Origin of the sequence: Pelatocladus sp. BLCC-F211 (genome assembly GCF_041928655.1) — a bacterium.
Lineage (GTDB): Bacteria > Cyanobacteriota > Cyanobacteriia > Cyanobacteriales > Nostocaceae > Pelatocladus.
The window spans coordinates 1-15406 of sequence record NZ_JBHFLM010000034.1 but is presented as its reverse complement, the minus strand read 5'-3'; the positions used below and the strand labels follow the sequence as shown (position 1 = coordinate 15406).

At 42.7% G+C, this 15406-nt stretch carries 14 protein-coding genes; 8 read left to right on the top strand and 6 right to left on the bottom strand.

Annotation, left to right across the window (positions count from 1 at the left end; genetic code table 11):
• The first annotated feature begins 266 nt into the window (after positions 1–266).
• From ACE1AT_RS03270 to ACE1AT_RS03255, 4 genes are all read left to right on the top strand, one after another.
• Positions 267–821 (top strand): thioredoxin family protein, encoded by a 555-nt coding sequence (locus tag ACE1AT_RS03270; RefSeq protein ID WP_374865880.1) that lies wholly within the window; start codon positions 267–269, stop codon positions 819–821.
• Positions 822–968: 147 nt separating this feature from the next.
• Positions 969–1697, top strand: a complete 729-nt coding sequence (pyrH, locus tag ACE1AT_RS03265; RefSeq protein WP_017311044.1) for a UMP kinase — start codon at positions 969–971, stop codon at positions 1695–1697.
• A complete protein-coding gene (gene frr, locus ACE1AT_RS03260; RefSeq protein WP_096673000.1) occupies positions 1684–2232 on the top strand; it encodes a ribosome recycling factor in 549 nt (182 codons plus the stop codon). Before pyrH ends, frr begins: the two co-directional genes overlap by 14 nt.
• Positions 2233–2462: 230 nt before the next feature.
• Positions 2463–3581 carry a geranylgeranyl reductase family protein gene (locus ACE1AT_RS03255; RefSeq protein WP_374865879.1) on the top strand — a complete coding sequence of 373 codons (1119 nt, stop codon included), beginning with the start codon at positions 2463–2465 and terminating at the stop codon, positions 3579–3581.
• A gap of 91 nt (positions 3582–3672) precedes the next feature.
• Here the strand turns inward: ACE1AT_RS03255 and ACE1AT_RS03250 are convergent, their stop codons facing one another.
• Positions 3673–4803 carry an aldo/keto reductase gene (locus ACE1AT_RS03250; protein ID WP_374865878.1) on the bottom strand — a complete coding sequence of 377 codons (1131 nt, stop codon included), beginning with the start codon at positions 4801–4803 and terminating at the stop codon, positions 3673–3675.
• 169 nt (positions 4804–4972) lie between these two features.
• A complete protein-coding gene (locus ACE1AT_RS03245) occupies positions 4973–5470 on the bottom strand; it encodes a bifunctional nuclease family protein (protein ID WP_017311048.1) in 498 nt (165 codons plus the stop codon).
• 339 nt (positions 5471–5809) lie between these two features.
• Between ACE1AT_RS03245 and ACE1AT_RS03240 the strand changes: the two genes are divergently transcribed.
• The gene (locus tag ACE1AT_RS03240) at positions 5810–6469 is read left to right on the top strand and encodes a riboflavin synthase (RefSeq protein ID WP_374865877.1); all 660 of its coding nucleotides are present in this window, start codon (positions 5810–5812) and stop codon (positions 6467–6469) included.
• 108 nt (positions 6470–6577) lie between these two features.
• Here ACE1AT_RS03240 and ACE1AT_RS03235 read toward each other — a convergent pair whose 3' ends face one another.
• Together ACE1AT_RS03235 and ACE1AT_RS03230 are read right to left on the bottom strand one after the other, a co-directional pair.
• A complete protein-coding gene (locus ACE1AT_RS03235) occupies positions 6578–8146 on the bottom strand; it encodes a peptidoglycan DD-metalloendopeptidase family protein (RefSeq protein ID WP_374865876.1) in 1569 nt (522 codons plus the stop codon).
• Between the two features lie 135 nt (positions 8147–8281).
• Positions 8282–9097: a biotin--[acetyl-CoA-carboxylase] ligase gene (locus ACE1AT_RS03230; protein ID WP_374865875.1), complete on the bottom strand. Its 816-nt coding sequence runs from the start codon at positions 9095–9097 to the stop codon at positions 8282–8284.
• Between the two features lie 76 nt (positions 9098–9173).
• Here ACE1AT_RS03230 and pgeF point away from each other — a divergent pair, with 76 nt between their 5' ends.
• Complete coding sequence (gene pgeF / locus ACE1AT_RS03225; RefSeq protein ID WP_374865874.1) at positions 9174–9977, top strand: peptidoglycan editing factor PgeF; 804 nt, start codon at positions 9174–9176, stop codon at positions 9975–9977.
• A gap of 89 nt (positions 9978–10066) precedes the next feature.
• Here the strand turns inward: pgeF and ACE1AT_RS03220 are convergent, their stop codons facing one another.
• Positions 10067–10981, bottom strand: coding sequence for an AraC family transcriptional regulator (locus ACE1AT_RS03220; RefSeq protein ID WP_374865873.1), 915 nt, complete (start codon positions 10979–10981; stop codon positions 10067–10069).
• 513 nt (positions 10982–11494) lie between these two features.
• On the opposite strand from ACE1AT_RS03220, the gene ACE1AT_RS03215 reads away from it, so the two are divergent.
• Positions 11495–12601: an alkene reductase gene (locus ACE1AT_RS03215; protein WP_374865872.1), complete on the top strand. Its 1107-nt coding sequence runs from the start codon at positions 11495–11497 to the stop codon at positions 12599–12601.
• A 207-nt stretch (positions 12602–12808) separates the two neighbouring features.
• Positions 12809–13522, top strand: a complete 714-nt coding sequence (locus ACE1AT_RS03210; RefSeq protein ID WP_374865871.1) for a rubrerythrin family protein — start codon at positions 12809–12811, stop codon at positions 13520–13522.
• 224 nt (positions 13523–13746) lie between these two features.
• Here ACE1AT_RS03210 and ACE1AT_RS03205 read toward each other — a convergent pair whose 3' ends face one another.
• Positions 13747–15234, bottom strand: a complete 1488-nt coding sequence (locus tag ACE1AT_RS03205; protein WP_374865870.1) for a sensor histidine kinase — start codon at positions 15232–15234, stop codon at positions 13747–13749.
• Between the last annotated feature and the right edge of the window lie 172 nt (positions 15235–15406).

Here is a 15406-nt window from a genome sequence, read left to right as displayed (position 1 = left end):
TGACCAAACAGTCTTACAGTATGTCCGAACTGGGGAAGTATTCGGAAGTGCGTTGCCTTGATTAGGCTCAGTGGGCTAGTCAAACACGTAAGATTTGGCTCTTACAAGCCCCGTCCCTCTTTAGGGCGGGGTTATTGACTCTGATACTTCGGTTCTAGAAATTCAGTAGTTTCACAATTCACGACAGCAAAACTGATTTATAAAATAGTCAGAACATAAAACATTTCCTTTAAAGGTGTGTTCTTAGTTCCTGCGAGTCAGAAAATATGAATCAAGTAGAAACAAATAATACTCCTGTAGGAAGTTACGCACCCGATTTTGAACTGCCTGGAATTGACGAGCAAGTACATCACCTGAGCCGTTATTTAAATAAATTTCGTGCCGTTGGCGTCATTTCGATGTCGAATCATTGTCCTTATGTAAAATTGTATCTAGATAGGCTCAAAAAAATTCAACTAGAGTTTTACAAACAGGGTTTTACAATCATTGGCTTAAATGGTAATGATGCCACTCTGTTGCCAACAGAAGATTTTGAAAGTATGAAAGCTTTTGCAAAAGTCAACGAGTTGAACTTTCCCTATTTGTGGGACTCTACTCAAGATGTGACTCGTAGCTTTGGTATTAGCAAAACACCGATGGCTTTCTTAATAGACACAGAAGGTGTAGTTCGCTACAAAGGGATGATCGACGATCATCCGTACAACCAATCAGATGTGAAGGGAAATTACCTCACAAAGGCGATCGCATCACTCATTAAAGGTCAAGAAATTTATCCTAAAGAAACTGAACCGACAGGTACTTATGTCATATGGCGTAACTAAAGGATAAAGGGTGTAGAGGTGTAAGGGAAAGGGCTAGCGATTAATACGGGTTAATTTGATGATGGTCAAGTACTAGAGACAGATAGTCACACTACTGTTATCTTTAATTGGAGGTAATTAGCATATTTTTTGATAAAGCGTAACTTCATGGGAACAAATTACCGACGGGTTTTACTTAAACTAAGCGGTGAAGCCTTAATGGGCAACATGGGCTATGGAATTGACCCAGAAGTGGTCAAAGAAATCGCCCAAGAAGTAGCAGAGGTAGTAGCCACTGGTGTTCAAATCGCCATCGTCGTTGGCGGGGGTAATATATTTCGTGGTGTCAAAGCGGCATCGGCGGGGATGGACAGGGCAACAGCTGACTACATTGGTATGATTGCCACGGTAATGAATGCCATGACGCTGCAAGACTCACTAGAACGAATAGGGGTACAGACGCGGGTGCAAACCGCGATCGCCATGCAAGAATTAGCTGAACCATATATCCGTCGTCGTGCCATCCGTCATCTAGAAAAAGGGCGGGTGGTTATTTTTGGCGCGGGTTCCGGCAATCCCTTTTTCACAACCGATACCACTGCTGCTTTAAGAGCCGCAGAAATTGAAGCCGAAGTTATTTTTAAAGCTACTAAGGTAGACGGAGTCTACGACGCCGACCCACATATCTACCCTGATGCCAAACGTTACAACAGTCTTACTTTTGGACATGTTTTGGCAAAAGATTTGCGGGTAATGGACAGTACCGCGATAGCCTTATGTAAAGAAAATAATATCCCAATTCTTGTTTTTGACTTGGGCGTACGGGGTAATATCCATCGCGCAGTCATGGGAGAATCTATCGGCACCCTTGTGGGAGGTACTTGTGAAATTAGCTGAAGCTGAAAGTACGATGCAAAAAACAGTTGAGGCGACTCAACGAGCTTTTAATACAATTCGCACTGGTCGCGCCAATGCCAGCTTGTTAGACAAAGTGACAGTGGACTATTATGGTGCATCTACACCTCTGAAATCACTTGCTAACATCAGTACACCAGATGCGACAACAATTTTGATTCAGCCTTACGATCGCAGTTCTTTAAACCTGATCGAAAAGGCTATTTCTATGTCAGATGTGGGTTTAACCCCCAGTAACGACGGTTCTGTCATTCGACTGAACATTCCCCCACTGACAAGCGATCGCCGTAAAGAATTAGTAAAAATTGCTGCTAAGTATGCTGAAGAAGGTCGTGTTGGCATTCGTAACATCCGCCGCGATGCCCTAGATACCATTCGCAAAATGGAAAAAAACTCTGAGGTATCCGAAGACGAAGCACGTGATCAGCAAGACAAATTACAAAAACTGACGGACAAATACACTGCCAGAATCAATGAACTATTGGCAGAAAAAGAAAAAGACATCACTACCGTCTAATCAAAGTAATAGGTAAAAGGTAAAAGGTAAAAATCGAGACGGTGATTTTTACTTTTACCTTTTACCTTACTTACATCAGACTAAATAAATCTTTGCACGGGAAAAAATCTAAAAAGGCTGTGAGTTTTTGCACATAAACCCAGAATTCGGTTAAATTTTGGTAACACTATCCAAACATAGAGTCCACAACTCAACAATCAACTAATTCAAAAGCAAAAATTTAGAACATTATGTACGACTGCATCATTGTGGGTGCCGGTCCAGCCGGTGGAACAGCAGGGTATCATCTAGCCAAGCAAGGGCGCTCTGTATTAATTCTGGAAAAAGCATCTCTACCAAGATATAAACCTTGTGGTGGTGGCGTGTCACCTGCGATCGCTGAGTGGTTTGACTTTGACTTTAGTCCAGCAATTTCCATCAAAGCAGACACCATCCGCTGTACTTGGAAAACAGGCGACCCAGTAGAAGCGAAACTAGAAACCCCTGAACCAGTATGGATGGTACGACGTGATGTTTTCGACCACTTCCTAGTAAAACAAGCACAAAAACAAGGGGCAGAACTCAAAGACAACACAGAAGTCACTGGTATTGAGTTTAAAAGTGACCATTGGCAAGTGAATACAGCTAATGGCCCAGTGATGGGTAAATATGTAATTGCTGCTGACGGTGCTAAGGGACCGATGGCGAAATGGCTGGGTTTCAAAGAACGCAAACGCCGCCTCGCAGCAGCCTTAGAAGCAGAAGCACTAGCCAAAGTAGAAAACGGTAATATTGCCCATTTTGAATTTGGTCTGGTGAAAAATGGCTATCTCTGGAATTTCCCCAAAGCAGACGGTTACTCTGTTGGTATTGGTACGTTTATTGGTGGTGAACCCCAGGACTTCAAGAAAATTTTGGATGAGTATGGCAACTCCTTTGGTTTGGATATAAAAACCTGCCAGCAGTATGGCCATGCTATTTGCCTGTGGAATGGTGAACAAAAACTGCATACTGAAAATGCAGTTTTAGCAGGGGAAGCAGCTTGTGTGGTTGATCCTTTTACCGCCGAAGGTATTCGTCCTTCAATATTTAGTGGTTTAAAAGCATCAGAGGCGATCGACAAAGCCCTCTCTGGTGACATCAACGCCTTAGAAAGATACTCAGAGATCATTAATGCCGAATGGGGTGGTGATATGGCTTGGGCGCAAAAATTAGCTGGGTTATTTTATCGTTTTCCTGGTGTCGGCTACAAAGTAGGTGTCAAGCGTCCCTCTGCACCTCAAATCATGGGTAAAATCCTGTGTGGAGAACTGCGCTACAAAGATGTGGCAGGTCGTGCGATCAAACGCTTAACTCCATTTGGGGGTTAGTCAATAGTCAATAGTCATTTGTCATTTGTCATTTGTGATTAGTAAATGTCCATTGACCATTGACCATTGACCATTGACCATTGACCATTGATTATTCCCACAATCGCCTGCCAGTTTTCCCTTGTAACCTTTGATGAGTATCTTTCAATAAGGCAGGAATATTTAAGTTTTGCGGACACTTTGGCAAGCAGTCACCACAGTCTGTACAGCGATTTGCTTTCATTCCAGGGAACCAGTGACCGGCGTTTTCAAACATTCCATAACGATACTGTCCATAATCTGTCATGTCATAGGCTACTGCCAAATTTCGCAGCCGCAGTACTTCTGGAATGTTGATATTTTCTGGACAGGGTAAGCATTTATCACATTGACTGCATAAATCAGTACCCAAAGCCAGATTTTGATGATCTTCTAAACGTTCAAAAACTGTAATTTCCTCATTAGTTAATTGCCCATCCTGATCAGCAACTTCTAATGGTTGAGTTAATTCTTCAGGATTTGCTGGCCCGACACTCAAGGTAGTAATACGGGGGTCACTCAGTAGAAATCGATAGTTTAACTCTAGAGGCGAGAAAGGATGACACAAGTCAACTAAAGTCGGGGGTGGAGTGTAAAGACGTCCACCCTTATCCGCAGGGGAAATAATAAATATGCCCATGTCTTTAGCCGCTGCTAGTTCAATAACTGGGGCATGACGCTGAAAAAAATAGTAGTAGTGCAGATTGACAAATTCAAAAAAATCTGTATTTATCGCCGCTAGAATTACATCTAAGGAACCGTGGGTAGAAAAACCAACGTGTCGAACACGACCATCAGCAATGGCTTCTTGTACAGCCTGCATACAGCCATCTTTGGCTTTAACCCAATTGAGATGTTCCCAAGTATTTAAACCGTGAATCCCCAAGCAATCTAGATATTCTAAATGCAATTTTTCTAGAGATTCATCGATGTACCGACGCATAGTATCTGCATCTACCGTGGGAGGGATTTTGCTTGTGATGTGAACCTGCGAACGAGGTATTGGCAATCCCAAGGCGATCGCCTTACCAAGATACTCCTCACTTTTGCCGTAACCTCTAGCAGTTTCTATATGATTAATTCCCAGCGCTATAGCTGTTTGAATTGTTTGCCATACATTGTCTGGTGAAGCTAAATAGCGCATTGTTCCCAAGGAAAACACCGAAAGGCGTAGTTCGGTTTTTCCAAAGCGTCGGTATCGCATCTAGTGAATTTTGGATTTTAGATTTTAGATTTTAGATTGAGGGCTAAGAACTGGTTGATAGTTTTTGTGCTTAAGTATATATACAACTTAATCCAAAATCCGTCTTTAAAAGCTTTGATCGGAGGAAACCTCCGCTCAAACTTTTCGCAAAATCCAAAATCGAAAATTGTTAAGATTCGTCATTGCCAAAACGCTTAATCAAATCTTCAGGACGGAGATTAGAGATAAATTCACGAAATGCCTCCTGTTCAGCTTCATCGGCATCGCGGTCTACGGGTATAGATGCATCAGCTATTACCTCTTCCATGACCCAAATAGGTGCATTTGTACGGAGAGCAACAGCGATCGCATCGCTAGGACGGGCGTCAATTTCTTTTTTGACTTCGCCTTGTTTAATAATTAAAGCTGCATAAAATGTATCCTTTTGTAGGGAGTGAATAATAACACGCTCTAGAGTCATATTCCACGTCTCCAGAATATTTACAATCAGGTCGTGGGTTAAGGGTCTAGGAGGCTTCTGATTCTCCAATGCGCCCATGATTGCCCTAGCCTGTTCCTGACCGATATAGATAGGTAAAGCACGCCGATCTGTAGCATCTTTTAAAAGTACAATCGGGCTGCGGGTTATGGCATCTAATGCGATGCCAGCGACTTTCATTTCAATCATTCGCTAGACCTCTAGAATCCTTTGAGCGTTAGAGGAATTTGTAACAAATCATACTCTTGACTGGGCAAGATTGGGATTATCAAAAACATAAGTCTTGTTCTCTATAATTGCTTCTATTAAACTCCCAAATGGTTGTGAACACCAGAGTAAGTCAATTTAGTTTTTTTCCGCAATAATGTAATTATCTAAATAAGCCTTATCTTTATTGTAAATGTATTGAAAAGTTGATACAAAAAATGGTTAAAAAGTATACTTTTAGCTCTAGTATTTTTGTGAAAATCACCAACTAAATTTTAGTTAAAATCAAGCATTAATTTGAGTTCTATAGAGAAAAGAGACGTGTTTACAGGAATAATTCAGGCATTAGGAACCATAAGACCCTTAGAGGTTGATTCTTGGCAAATTAGTTGTGTTAGATACCCATGTGATGTCATCATGGGAGACTTAAGTTACGGTGACAGTGTTGCTGTAGATGGCATTTGCTTGACCGTGGAAGAAATTTTAAAAGACGGTTTTATCGCCACAGCATCACCAGAAACCCTGCGCCGTACAACTTTAGGAAAAGAGCAAACAGAACCCAGATATGTAAATTTAGAAACTTCCTTACGAGTAGGTGGCAAAGTTGGCGGTCATTTTGTGATGGGACACGTAGATGGAATTGGCTGCATGGTTTCGGCACAGCAAACAGCAGCCGCTTGGGAAATGAGTTTTACCGCTCCTGATGCGATCGCTCATTATATTGTTCCCAAGGGCAGTATAGCTGTGAACGGTATTAGCCTCACAGTAGCTGATTATAATCCAGAAATCTCCCAGTTTACAGTCGCCGTTATTCCCCTAACCTATGCCGAGACAAACCTCCGTTATCTAGTAAACGGCAGTTGGGTTAATCTCGAAGGTGATATTCTCGGCAAATACGTAGAAAAATTCCTCAAATTCCCGACAAACGCCCATCGCGAAGAAATTACACCCGCATTCCTGGCTGAACACGGGTATTTGTAATTGGGCATGGGGAATTGGGCAAACAAGTCAAAAGTTCTTAATTTTGACTTTTGACTTTTGACTTTTGAATTGATATGTCTCCCTTGTCCTCCTTGTCCCCTAGTCCCGCTACTGACTAACTTGGGCTGTCTGTGTGCTTTGCTCTAGTTGACCGAGTGCAGATTGTATTTGTCCTCTTGGATCGACAGCAACCCATCCTTCGGGTGTCAGTTGACGGACTTCAAAGTGCAGGTGAGGACCTGTTGAGTTACCTGTGCTTCCGACCAGACCAATCACGGTTCCCCGTTCTACTCTTTGACCAGGCTGAACAAGGATTTGGGACATGTGACCGTAGAGAGTTTGTAGAGCGTTGTTGTGGTTGAGGATCACAGCTTGACCATAACCACCTACCCAGTCAGCAACTTCAACTTGACCAGAATATGCTGCTAAAATAGGTGTTCCCATAGCCGCGCCGATGTCCATACCAGAGTGGAAACGGCGATCGCCTGTAATTGGATGAACGCGCCAACCAAACAATGAGGTAATTGGCGAGGGAATCGAGAGTGGGTACATGAATCCTGTACCACTAATGGCAATTCTATTTCCATAAATGGCTCTGTAAGCGATTTGTGGCAGTGTTGTTGCCAAAGGAATGTCGTAAGCTACTACACTCGGACGAGGCGCTAGATTATCGGCTGTCATTGGTGCCGCCAATTTACCTGCACTGGGTGCGATCGGCACTTCGCTAACTGTAGTTGTGGGGGTAAAATTGCTGGGACTGGGAATAAAACGGTTAGGGTGATAATTACTCTTGCTGGAACCCAAGTTAGCAGCTTGGTTAGAACGCAAACCAGTACTAGAAATCACCTTAGAAACAATACTCGGCGGACGCCAACCAGTATTATTTTTATTATTAGTAGCAAGCCGCTTTGTGATTGGAATAGCAGCGACTGAGACATTTTGGCTTTTCTTCAACCAACTGGGCGTTCCGGAATTACCATTGGCTACAGACTGATTACTAGTGCAGCTATTACTAGCAACTCCTTGCTGCAATACCGCTTGGCAACCACTGGTGCGCTCTGTAGCAATCACACTACTGGGAGCTTCATATTTAGCTGTGGGATTATAATCTGTGGGGTCAATATAAGCGTTATTGTAATCTTTGGGTTTTCCTGCTGTTGTACCAGTAGCACTAGGAGAATTCTTGACAGGTTGGGTAACTACAGGAAGTTTCTGTTGTGGAGAACGAGGCTGAGTTGGAGCGGTAAATTCTACTTGTGGTTTTTCCTGTGTGATCACAGGATTAGTATGAGGTGTGGAAACTTTTATCCCTGTTGCTGATTGAGAAGTTGTCACCGGGGATTTGGACTTTCTGGTTCTGATGGTTGCTGGGGGTTGAGAGGCTTCTTCCCGCCGCAGTCTTTGTCTGAGTCTGCTCCGACGTTGAGAAAATTCTGGTTGGGAATCAGTCTTTTCTGGAATTACTATAGTTTGACTGCGCTCAACAGTATTTTTGTTGGCAGCTGGAGAATTTTCCGTTGTGGGAACAATATTATCTATAGCTGATTCGGTTTGGGCAAGCACCATGCCACTGCTTAGAAGGCTGAAGCTACTAAGCAAACAGATACTTTGTGCTGGCAGCGATCGCCGCCATAAGTTATCCAAACGTTTAGGAGCAGAGTTATTGCGCTGCGTCATTTGTTTTGGGATTGAGTGTAAGTACGTAGTTTGCCTAAACAAATTGTTTACCAGTTATCAGTTATGAGTTATCAGTTAATCTAAACAAAATTATGAACTTGCTTATCATTTTTTAACTTGACAACTGTTCACTGTTTACTGATTCGGTGATGTAGAATAGCCCAAACTGATTATACCGGGCTGGAGGTAAATTTCTGGCTTTGTTGCTTGTGAAGATTCAAATGTGTCTATTAGTACATGCAGTTCTCCAGTAGGCATCACACCAACTATAGTGCCTGCAAGGTTGTTGACGTAGACGCGATCGCCTACGTTTGCAAGCAACTGTTGATAACGAGCCAATAATATATTTACTCCTTCTTGCAAAAGACTCTGTATACCGGATTCTATTCCTAGTAAGATTTTCGCTGCCAATACTTCTAAACAGGGAATTAATTTAGCTTTTTGTGCAGCTTGCCACATTTCTAAATTTATCCCAGTTTCTGGAACAGGATTAGTCCAGTTAATACCTACTCCTATTACTGCTTGAGTAATTATGCCTTGATGGACTTTTGTTTCGGTCAAAATACCACCCAGTTTACGCCCATTGATCACTAAGTCATTTGGCCATTTAATGTCAACGTTAACACCACTTTTTCGCAACTGATTAGCAATTCCCCAAGCACTGGCAAAAGTTAGCTGGTAGCTGTGACTAGCTGCAATCTTAGGAGTAAGCAAAACTGAAAGATATAATCCTCCTATGGGAGAAATCCAATTCCGCCCCCATTGTCCCCGTCCTGCTGTTTGCTGAGTTGCAATCACTACACATCCATGTCCTGCTCCTTGCTCTAGCAATTCCCATAGAGTTTTATTTGTCGAAGCCACACAGTCAAATATCTGAAGGGAAAATGGTAAATAATTATACTGATACTCACCTCTTAAGGCGAACTCCAACCGTTGCTGATCCAATCCCACAGAATTTCCCCAAATTTGCTTGTTCAAGTTAGCATTAATTGGCTGATTTTTATGTTGTTTTTAGGCTTGGTTGAAGATGCACACTTGGCATTGGCAGACTTGGGAAGAGATGTCTTACCTAACTTGTAGTCTTCTCGAAGCTTGGCCACATGGCTTTTTTACCCAACATTTTTGGCCTCGTTCTCCAGAAGAATTAACGATGGTACTGCATCCAGATGCTTCAGGATATCGCTTAAAACAGGTGCATGGCAATACTGTTCTCACGCCAGGAGAAATCGTCACTCAGTTACTCTCACCTAATGATGAGGTAAATCAAAATCAAGAAGATTATTCTGTCCTCCCATCAGCAGATGGTTTAGTAAGCGAACAGCCACTACAAGCCCTTTGGGTAGCTTCTGCTGATTGTACACCCGTGCTGATTGCCGATGAAAAAACTCTTCAGGTGGCAGCAGTACATGCTGGTTGGCGTGGTACAGCAGCAAAAATAGTACCGCAGGCGATCGCTCGTCTGCAAGCCCAAGGCAGCAAAATCCAAGATTTGCGGATTGCTATGGGACCTGCGATCGCTGGGGAGGTTTACCAAGTATCCACGCAAGTTGCAGCAGAAGTAGGGCTTAGTATTATACCACAAGAAGACGAAAAAGCAACAGTTGAGGCGTTACACGAACTGCCCAATCCCCCTTTATTGCCAGATCCTAACCCCGGTAAAGTCCGTCTAGATGTAAGGCGGATAAATTTTTTACAGATGGAAAAACTAGGCATTAGTCCCGAACAGATTGCGATCGCTCCTTACTGCACTTACCAAACCCCAGAGCATTTCTTTTCCTACCGTCGGGAAAAACAGAAGAAAGTCCAGTGGTCAGGGATTGTGAGTAGATAGGGGATAGGAGAGCGGGGACATGGGGGACAAGAGGGACAAGGGAGAATAACCCAATCCCCAATCCCCAATCCCCAATCCCCAATCCCCACCTAAAGCTGTTGATAAGCCTTAGGTGTAACTCCTGTAATTTGGCGAAAGTGCTTGGTGAAGTGACTTTGATTGGCAAAACCACACTGCAAAGCTATGTCAGTGATTGTCACTTTCCCTTGCTTTAATAATAATTTTGCCCTTTCTACTCGTTGGTGAATTACATACTGATAAGGAGCTATACCCATGGATTGCTTAAAAAGACGGACAAAATAATATTGGCTCATTCCTACAGAACCAGCTAAATCAGCCAATTTAATATCTTGGTTGAGATGAGCATGGATATACTCTAGTGTTTTTCGTAACTTATATTTAGGCAATCCATCGTCATGAGTTGTCAGTACAGCTTTCTTAACGCAATATTTCTTCAACAAATGAATCACTAATGTTGTTTTTAACTGCTCAACATACAAATTATTTGCCTGAATATTCGAGTTAAGTTCTTCTTGAAGAGATAACAAAATACCTTGGATGAGCGGATCTCGTTTAGTCGCAAACTGCGGAATTAATTCTATGTCTTCAGGTGCATCTACTTCTGCACCCAAACTTAATAGCAGTTTAGGTTCAATTGCCACAAACATAAACTGAACATCTTCTTCCCACAAACAACGATGGAGTGTACCAGCAGGAATAATAGCTGTTGTGCCTACAGTTTGATACTCAGTTTGTCTGTATCCATCTAACCATCGTTCCGAAGGAGTGGAACCAAAGGTAGTAGTAATGGCGTGCATCATCAGGCGATGCTCCGGAGTGTCATCACCAGGCTGATAGTGATGCTCAAAGTAAATGTTGCTCCACCCAGAATTGTAGCTGGTCACAAGTGGTGGATTAGTAAAGAGTTGATTGGAAGCACCCTCTTGTTGGAAATCAATAAGTAAAGGCTTTTGCTCAGTTAATTCTTCGCAGTAATTAAGCATGTTACGCCCTCTAAGAGGATTGGATGCAGGAGATTTCTCACAGAAGCAGAGCCTAATAGCTTGAGGCTAGATTTTAGAACTGTCACATTTACCCTTTATTTATTAACAAAATTAAAAATAGTACTAGATTTTACGTAAACTTTTACTAAATTACTATCATTTTATTTTTATTTCCTTGATTGTGATCAAGTTTCTTGGAAAAAGAGGACATCAAAGAGGGAAAATCATAATCATGTCCGCTTGAACACTTATGCTATCCGCCCATCTCGGTAATGGGTAATTAGGCATTACCTAATAGTTGCGGTGGTCATTTCTGCTTTTTTAGCAACAGTTGTTTGCAAGATTAGAATATTTTTGGCAAGAAGAGGAAAGACAAACGATGCTGTTGTTCTGTATATAGAACGAGTAGAAGCTGCCAAGTCATCCGCTAATAGTATTTTAGATTTTGGATTGGTTCCAGTTCCACATCTGAAAACTAGGGGCTTTATTCTGCTCGGAATTATCATATAGAATATGCAAACCGTGGATTCACTCACTAATCTGTTCTCGCCCGTCAAGCTAGGACCCTACAGTCTGCCAAATCGCATCGTCATGGCACCAATGACACGTCTACGGGCAGTTGGTTCTCTTCCAAATGAACTAATGGCAACTTATTATGCTCAACGTGCATCAGCTGGATTGATTATTACTGAATGCACAATGGTTTCTCCCCTCAGTAATGGATACATGAATTGTCCGGGAATTTACTCTCAAGAGCAGATAGAGGGGTGGAAGCAGGTAACGGAAGCAGTTCATGCTCAAGGAGGCAAGATTTTTTTGCAACTGTGGCATAGTGGACGTGTGGCTCACTCTGCCTTACTGAATGGAGAATTACCTATTGCACCAAGTGCGATCGCAGCAGCTGGAACACTCCACACACCCATAGGTAAAGTTAATCTTGAAACACCCCGCGCCTTAGAAACTGAGGAGATTCCCCAAATTATTGAACAATTTCGCCAAGGTGCAGAAAATGCCATGACGGCGGGATTTGATGGTGTGGAGTTGCATGGGGCGTTTGGTTATTTAATCGATCAGTTCCTTCAGGATGGCTCAAATCAGCGTCATGATGAATACGGTGGTTCGATTGAAAACCGCACTCGCTTTTTACTAGAAGCCGTCACAGCTGTTACTAATGTCTGGGGAGGAAATCGCGTTGGGATCAAGCTTTCACCGAGTAACACATTTTACGGGATGAAAGACTCAAATCCTCAAGAGACTTTCAGCTATGCGATCGCTAGACTCAATGACTTTAACCTGGCTTACATTCACCTAATGGAACCCAATGAAACCGATTTAGCCACTCGTGAAGTTCTCAATCCTGTGCTGCCGATTTTCCGCCCGCTTTACACAGGTACAATCATCACTAACGGTGGCTACGACAAGCAAAAAGGTAATCAAGTTTTATCCTCTGGTGAGGCTGACTTGGTTTCCTATGCTAGGCTATTCATCGCCAATCCAGATTTACCCCAACGTTTTCAAATACATGCTGGCTTGAATACACCAGATGGGAAAACCTTTTACGGTATAGGCGACAAAGATTTGGAAAAAGGTTACACCAACTATCCATTCTTAGAAGCGTAACGTGACTGAAAAAAAGGGTATGGGGATGTAAGGGTGTAAGGGTATAACAAGAGTCAAACAATTTTGGATTTTGGATTGACAGAGTTTTTCTCATACTCGTAATGAGTTCATTTTATGTGCTATATTCATATTCATTACGAGTATGACTTAACTAGACAATTGCTATTTTCATAGCAGCCGAAAAAGTGGATTCACAAGAGGGAACCTATGGACTTATCGAACTCCAACACTGCGAACAACTTGGGTGAAGCCTTTGCAGGAGAATCAATGGCGAATCGCAAGTATCTTTTCTTTGCGGAAGTGACTCGCCAATTAGGGATGAGCGAACTGTCAAAGCTGTTTCGAGAAACAGCAAATCAGGAAACAGAACACGCCTTTGCCCATTTTCGGTTAATGCATCCAGAGTTGGTAGTGGGTGATGTAGCGTCGTTAACACAAGAGCAAAAAAAAGCGATCGCAGCTCGCTGTTTAGAATTAGCCATAGAAGGAGAAACTTACGAATATACAACCATGTATCCAGGCTTTACTGAACAAGCGCGTGCTGATCGAGATAGTCAAGCAGTTGTTGAGTTTGAAGCACAACAAGCCGAGTCTCGCGAACACGCTAGTATATTCCGCAAAGCCGCTCATAATTTTGGCTTACTGACACATATTGAAAACCATCATGCTCGGCAATATACTGAAGCATTACAAGCTTTAGAAGGAGTAAACCCCTCTCCCAAAGCAGTTAGTGGTGATCCTGCTACACAAAAATGGATCTGTCGCCAATGTTCAATGATATACAATCCTGTAGAAGGTGATCCTGATTCTGGTATTGCACCGGGTACACCTTTTGAGGCTATACCAGAAGATTGGTATTGTCCGATTTGTGGCGCTACCAAGAAAACGTTTGTTCCCTATCAAGAAGCAATAGCAGCTTAAATAATTTTGGGAAGTTATCAACCACAAAGACACTAAGACACAAAGGAAATTTGAAGTTAGGTAACTTTGTGTCTTGGTACGCCAGGTGCTACAACGGGACGCCAGTCGCTACAACGGAGGAGCCACTGCGGTGGACGGGTTCCCCGGCATAAAGCAGGTGGCGTGGAACCTCCGCAACGCGCTGGCTCGGAAACCCCCGCAACGCACTGGCTCGTCTTGGTGTTTTAATCATAATTTTTATAACTCACGAGTAAAGTAACAGTGACATTAGTACCTTTACCAACAGTACTCTCAACTTGAATTTGACCTTGATGGTTTTCTACAATCGCTAAAGCGATCGCTAATCCTAATCCTGAACCAGTAGTATTTTCAGTCTTGATATGTTTATTTGGATGGGTACGCGCTGGATCTACTCGGTAAAAGCGGTCAAATAACCGGGGTAGTGCTTCTGCGGGAATACCGATACCAGTATCGCTAACTTTTATTTGCAATTGTGGGTAACTAGAACGTAGTCCGGAAACACGATTAGTTGCTTCTATGCGTGCTAATTCTACATTTACTCGTCCAGAAGATGGAGTGTAGCGCAAAGCATTACTAATTAAGTTTGTTAATAATCGCACTAATTGATTCCAGTTACCTGAGAGTGTGAACCAATTTTCTAATATTTCGGGGTTAGTTTCCGTATCTGGAGGATCAATTAAGTTGAAAGTGAGGGTAATATCTTTTTCAGCAGCTAACAGTTGTTGTTCTTCTACTACTTCCATCAGCAAAGCATCCAGAGGACAAGCAGCAAAGTTTTCTGTGCTGATACCGCTATCTTGTCGAGCTAGGAAAAGTAAATCATTAACTAGTTTACCTAAGCGCTGGGTGAGGCGTTCTACTACTTTTAACTGTTGACGATAGTGGGAAAGAGTGCTGTCTTTCACCTCAACAGAATCTAAATCAGCCAGAGCAACCTGCACATTAGTTTGAATCAAAGCGATCGGACTTCTGAGTTCATGAGAAGCATCAGCAGTAAATTGCTTGAGGCGTTGGTAAGATTCGTGTACAGGTTCCATAGCTTTACCAGAAAGAAACCAACCGCTTGCTCCCACAGAAAGCACCATCATCCAGATACCTATTGCTAAATCAAGTATCAACTGTCGGCTCGGTTTTGTGACTTCAAACCAAGGATGACTGACACGCAGATATCCCACGACTTGCTTACCGACTTCTACTCGTTGAGTTACCTGACGCAACAAAATTTCTAAATCTTTTGTATCAAATTGAGAGTAGGAATTGATAGTATTTCCCTGTCCTTGCGTCTCTATTTCTCCGTGTCTTTCTTTCCTCTTGACTATATGTACAGTCTCACCTGTGCGGTTGACATGAATCGGAATATCGAGAGGTTCTGAAAGAGTAGACCAGAGTAGTTCTCCTGTGGGGCTAAACCATTCTAAATCTATGTGGTCATCTTCTACAGTTTCTACAGTATCGGTGTTGTCACGAAAACTAGCTTCTAAGTTAATCCGGTGTTGACTAGTATTTGAGTTCACAGGTTCAATTACTAGCGATCGCTCAACTACTTCCACCACATGATTTAAGGTATCGTCAATTCGCTCCACCAAAGTATTGCGGACATACAAGTACACACCAATTGCAAATAGTAGTAGCAGTAAAGCAGTTACAGCTGTGTACCAAATAGCCAGACGGCGACGAGTAGCTTGGAACATAAAGGTAGCAAGTCATAGCGAATCTATCTGATATTCATCTTTTTCTGCGGGATACCCCGACCTGCTTCGCTGAGGTCGGGGAGGGATAGCAGGTCAAACTTGGTGGCTCGATGCCATCAAGTTTGACAATCTCCGAGTTGGCAGCACGATTAATCCCGTGCTTCGCTGTACC

Coding starts and splice junctions, on each gene's coding strand:
- pyrH (WP_017311044.1), top strand. CDS start 969: ATGGGAACAAATTACCGACGGGTTTTACTTAAACTAAGCGGTGAAGCC.
- ACE1AT_RS03245 (WP_017311048.1), bottom strand. CDS start 5,470: ATGATTGAAATGAAAGTCGCTGGCATCGCATTAGATGCCATAACCCGC.
- ACE1AT_RS03205 (WP_374865870.1), bottom strand. CDS start 15,234: ATGTTCCAAGCTACTCGTCGCCGTCTGGCTATTTGGTACACAGCTGTA.
- ACE1AT_RS03210 (WP_374865871.1), top strand. CDS start 12,809: ATGGACTTATCGAACTCCAACACTGCGAACAACTTGGGTGAAGCCTTT.
- ACE1AT_RS03220 (WP_374865873.1), bottom strand. CDS start 10,981: ATGCTTAATTACTGCGAAGAATTAACTGAGCAAAAGCCTTTACTTATT.
- ACE1AT_RS03250 (WP_374865878.1), bottom strand. CDS start 4,803: ATGCGATACCGACGCTTTGGAAAAACCGAACTACGCCTTTCGGTGTTT.
- pgeF (WP_374865874.1), top strand. CDS start 9,174: ATGCACACTTGGCATTGGCAGACTTGGGAAGAGATGTCTTACCTAACT.
- ACE1AT_RS03270 (WP_374865880.1), top strand. CDS start 267: ATGAATCAAGTAGAAACAAATAATACTCCTGTAGGAAGTTACGCACCC.
- ACE1AT_RS03235 (WP_374865876.1), bottom strand. CDS start 8,146: ATGACGCAGCGCAATAACTCTGCTCCTAAACGTTTGGATAACTTATGG.
- ACE1AT_RS03215 (WP_374865872.1), top strand. CDS start 11,495: ATGCAAACCGTGGATTCACTCACTAATCTGTTCTCGCCCGTCAAGCTA.
- ACE1AT_RS03255 (WP_374865879.1), top strand. CDS start 2,463: ATGTACGACTGCATCATTGTGGGTGCCGGTCCAGCCGGTGGAACAGCA.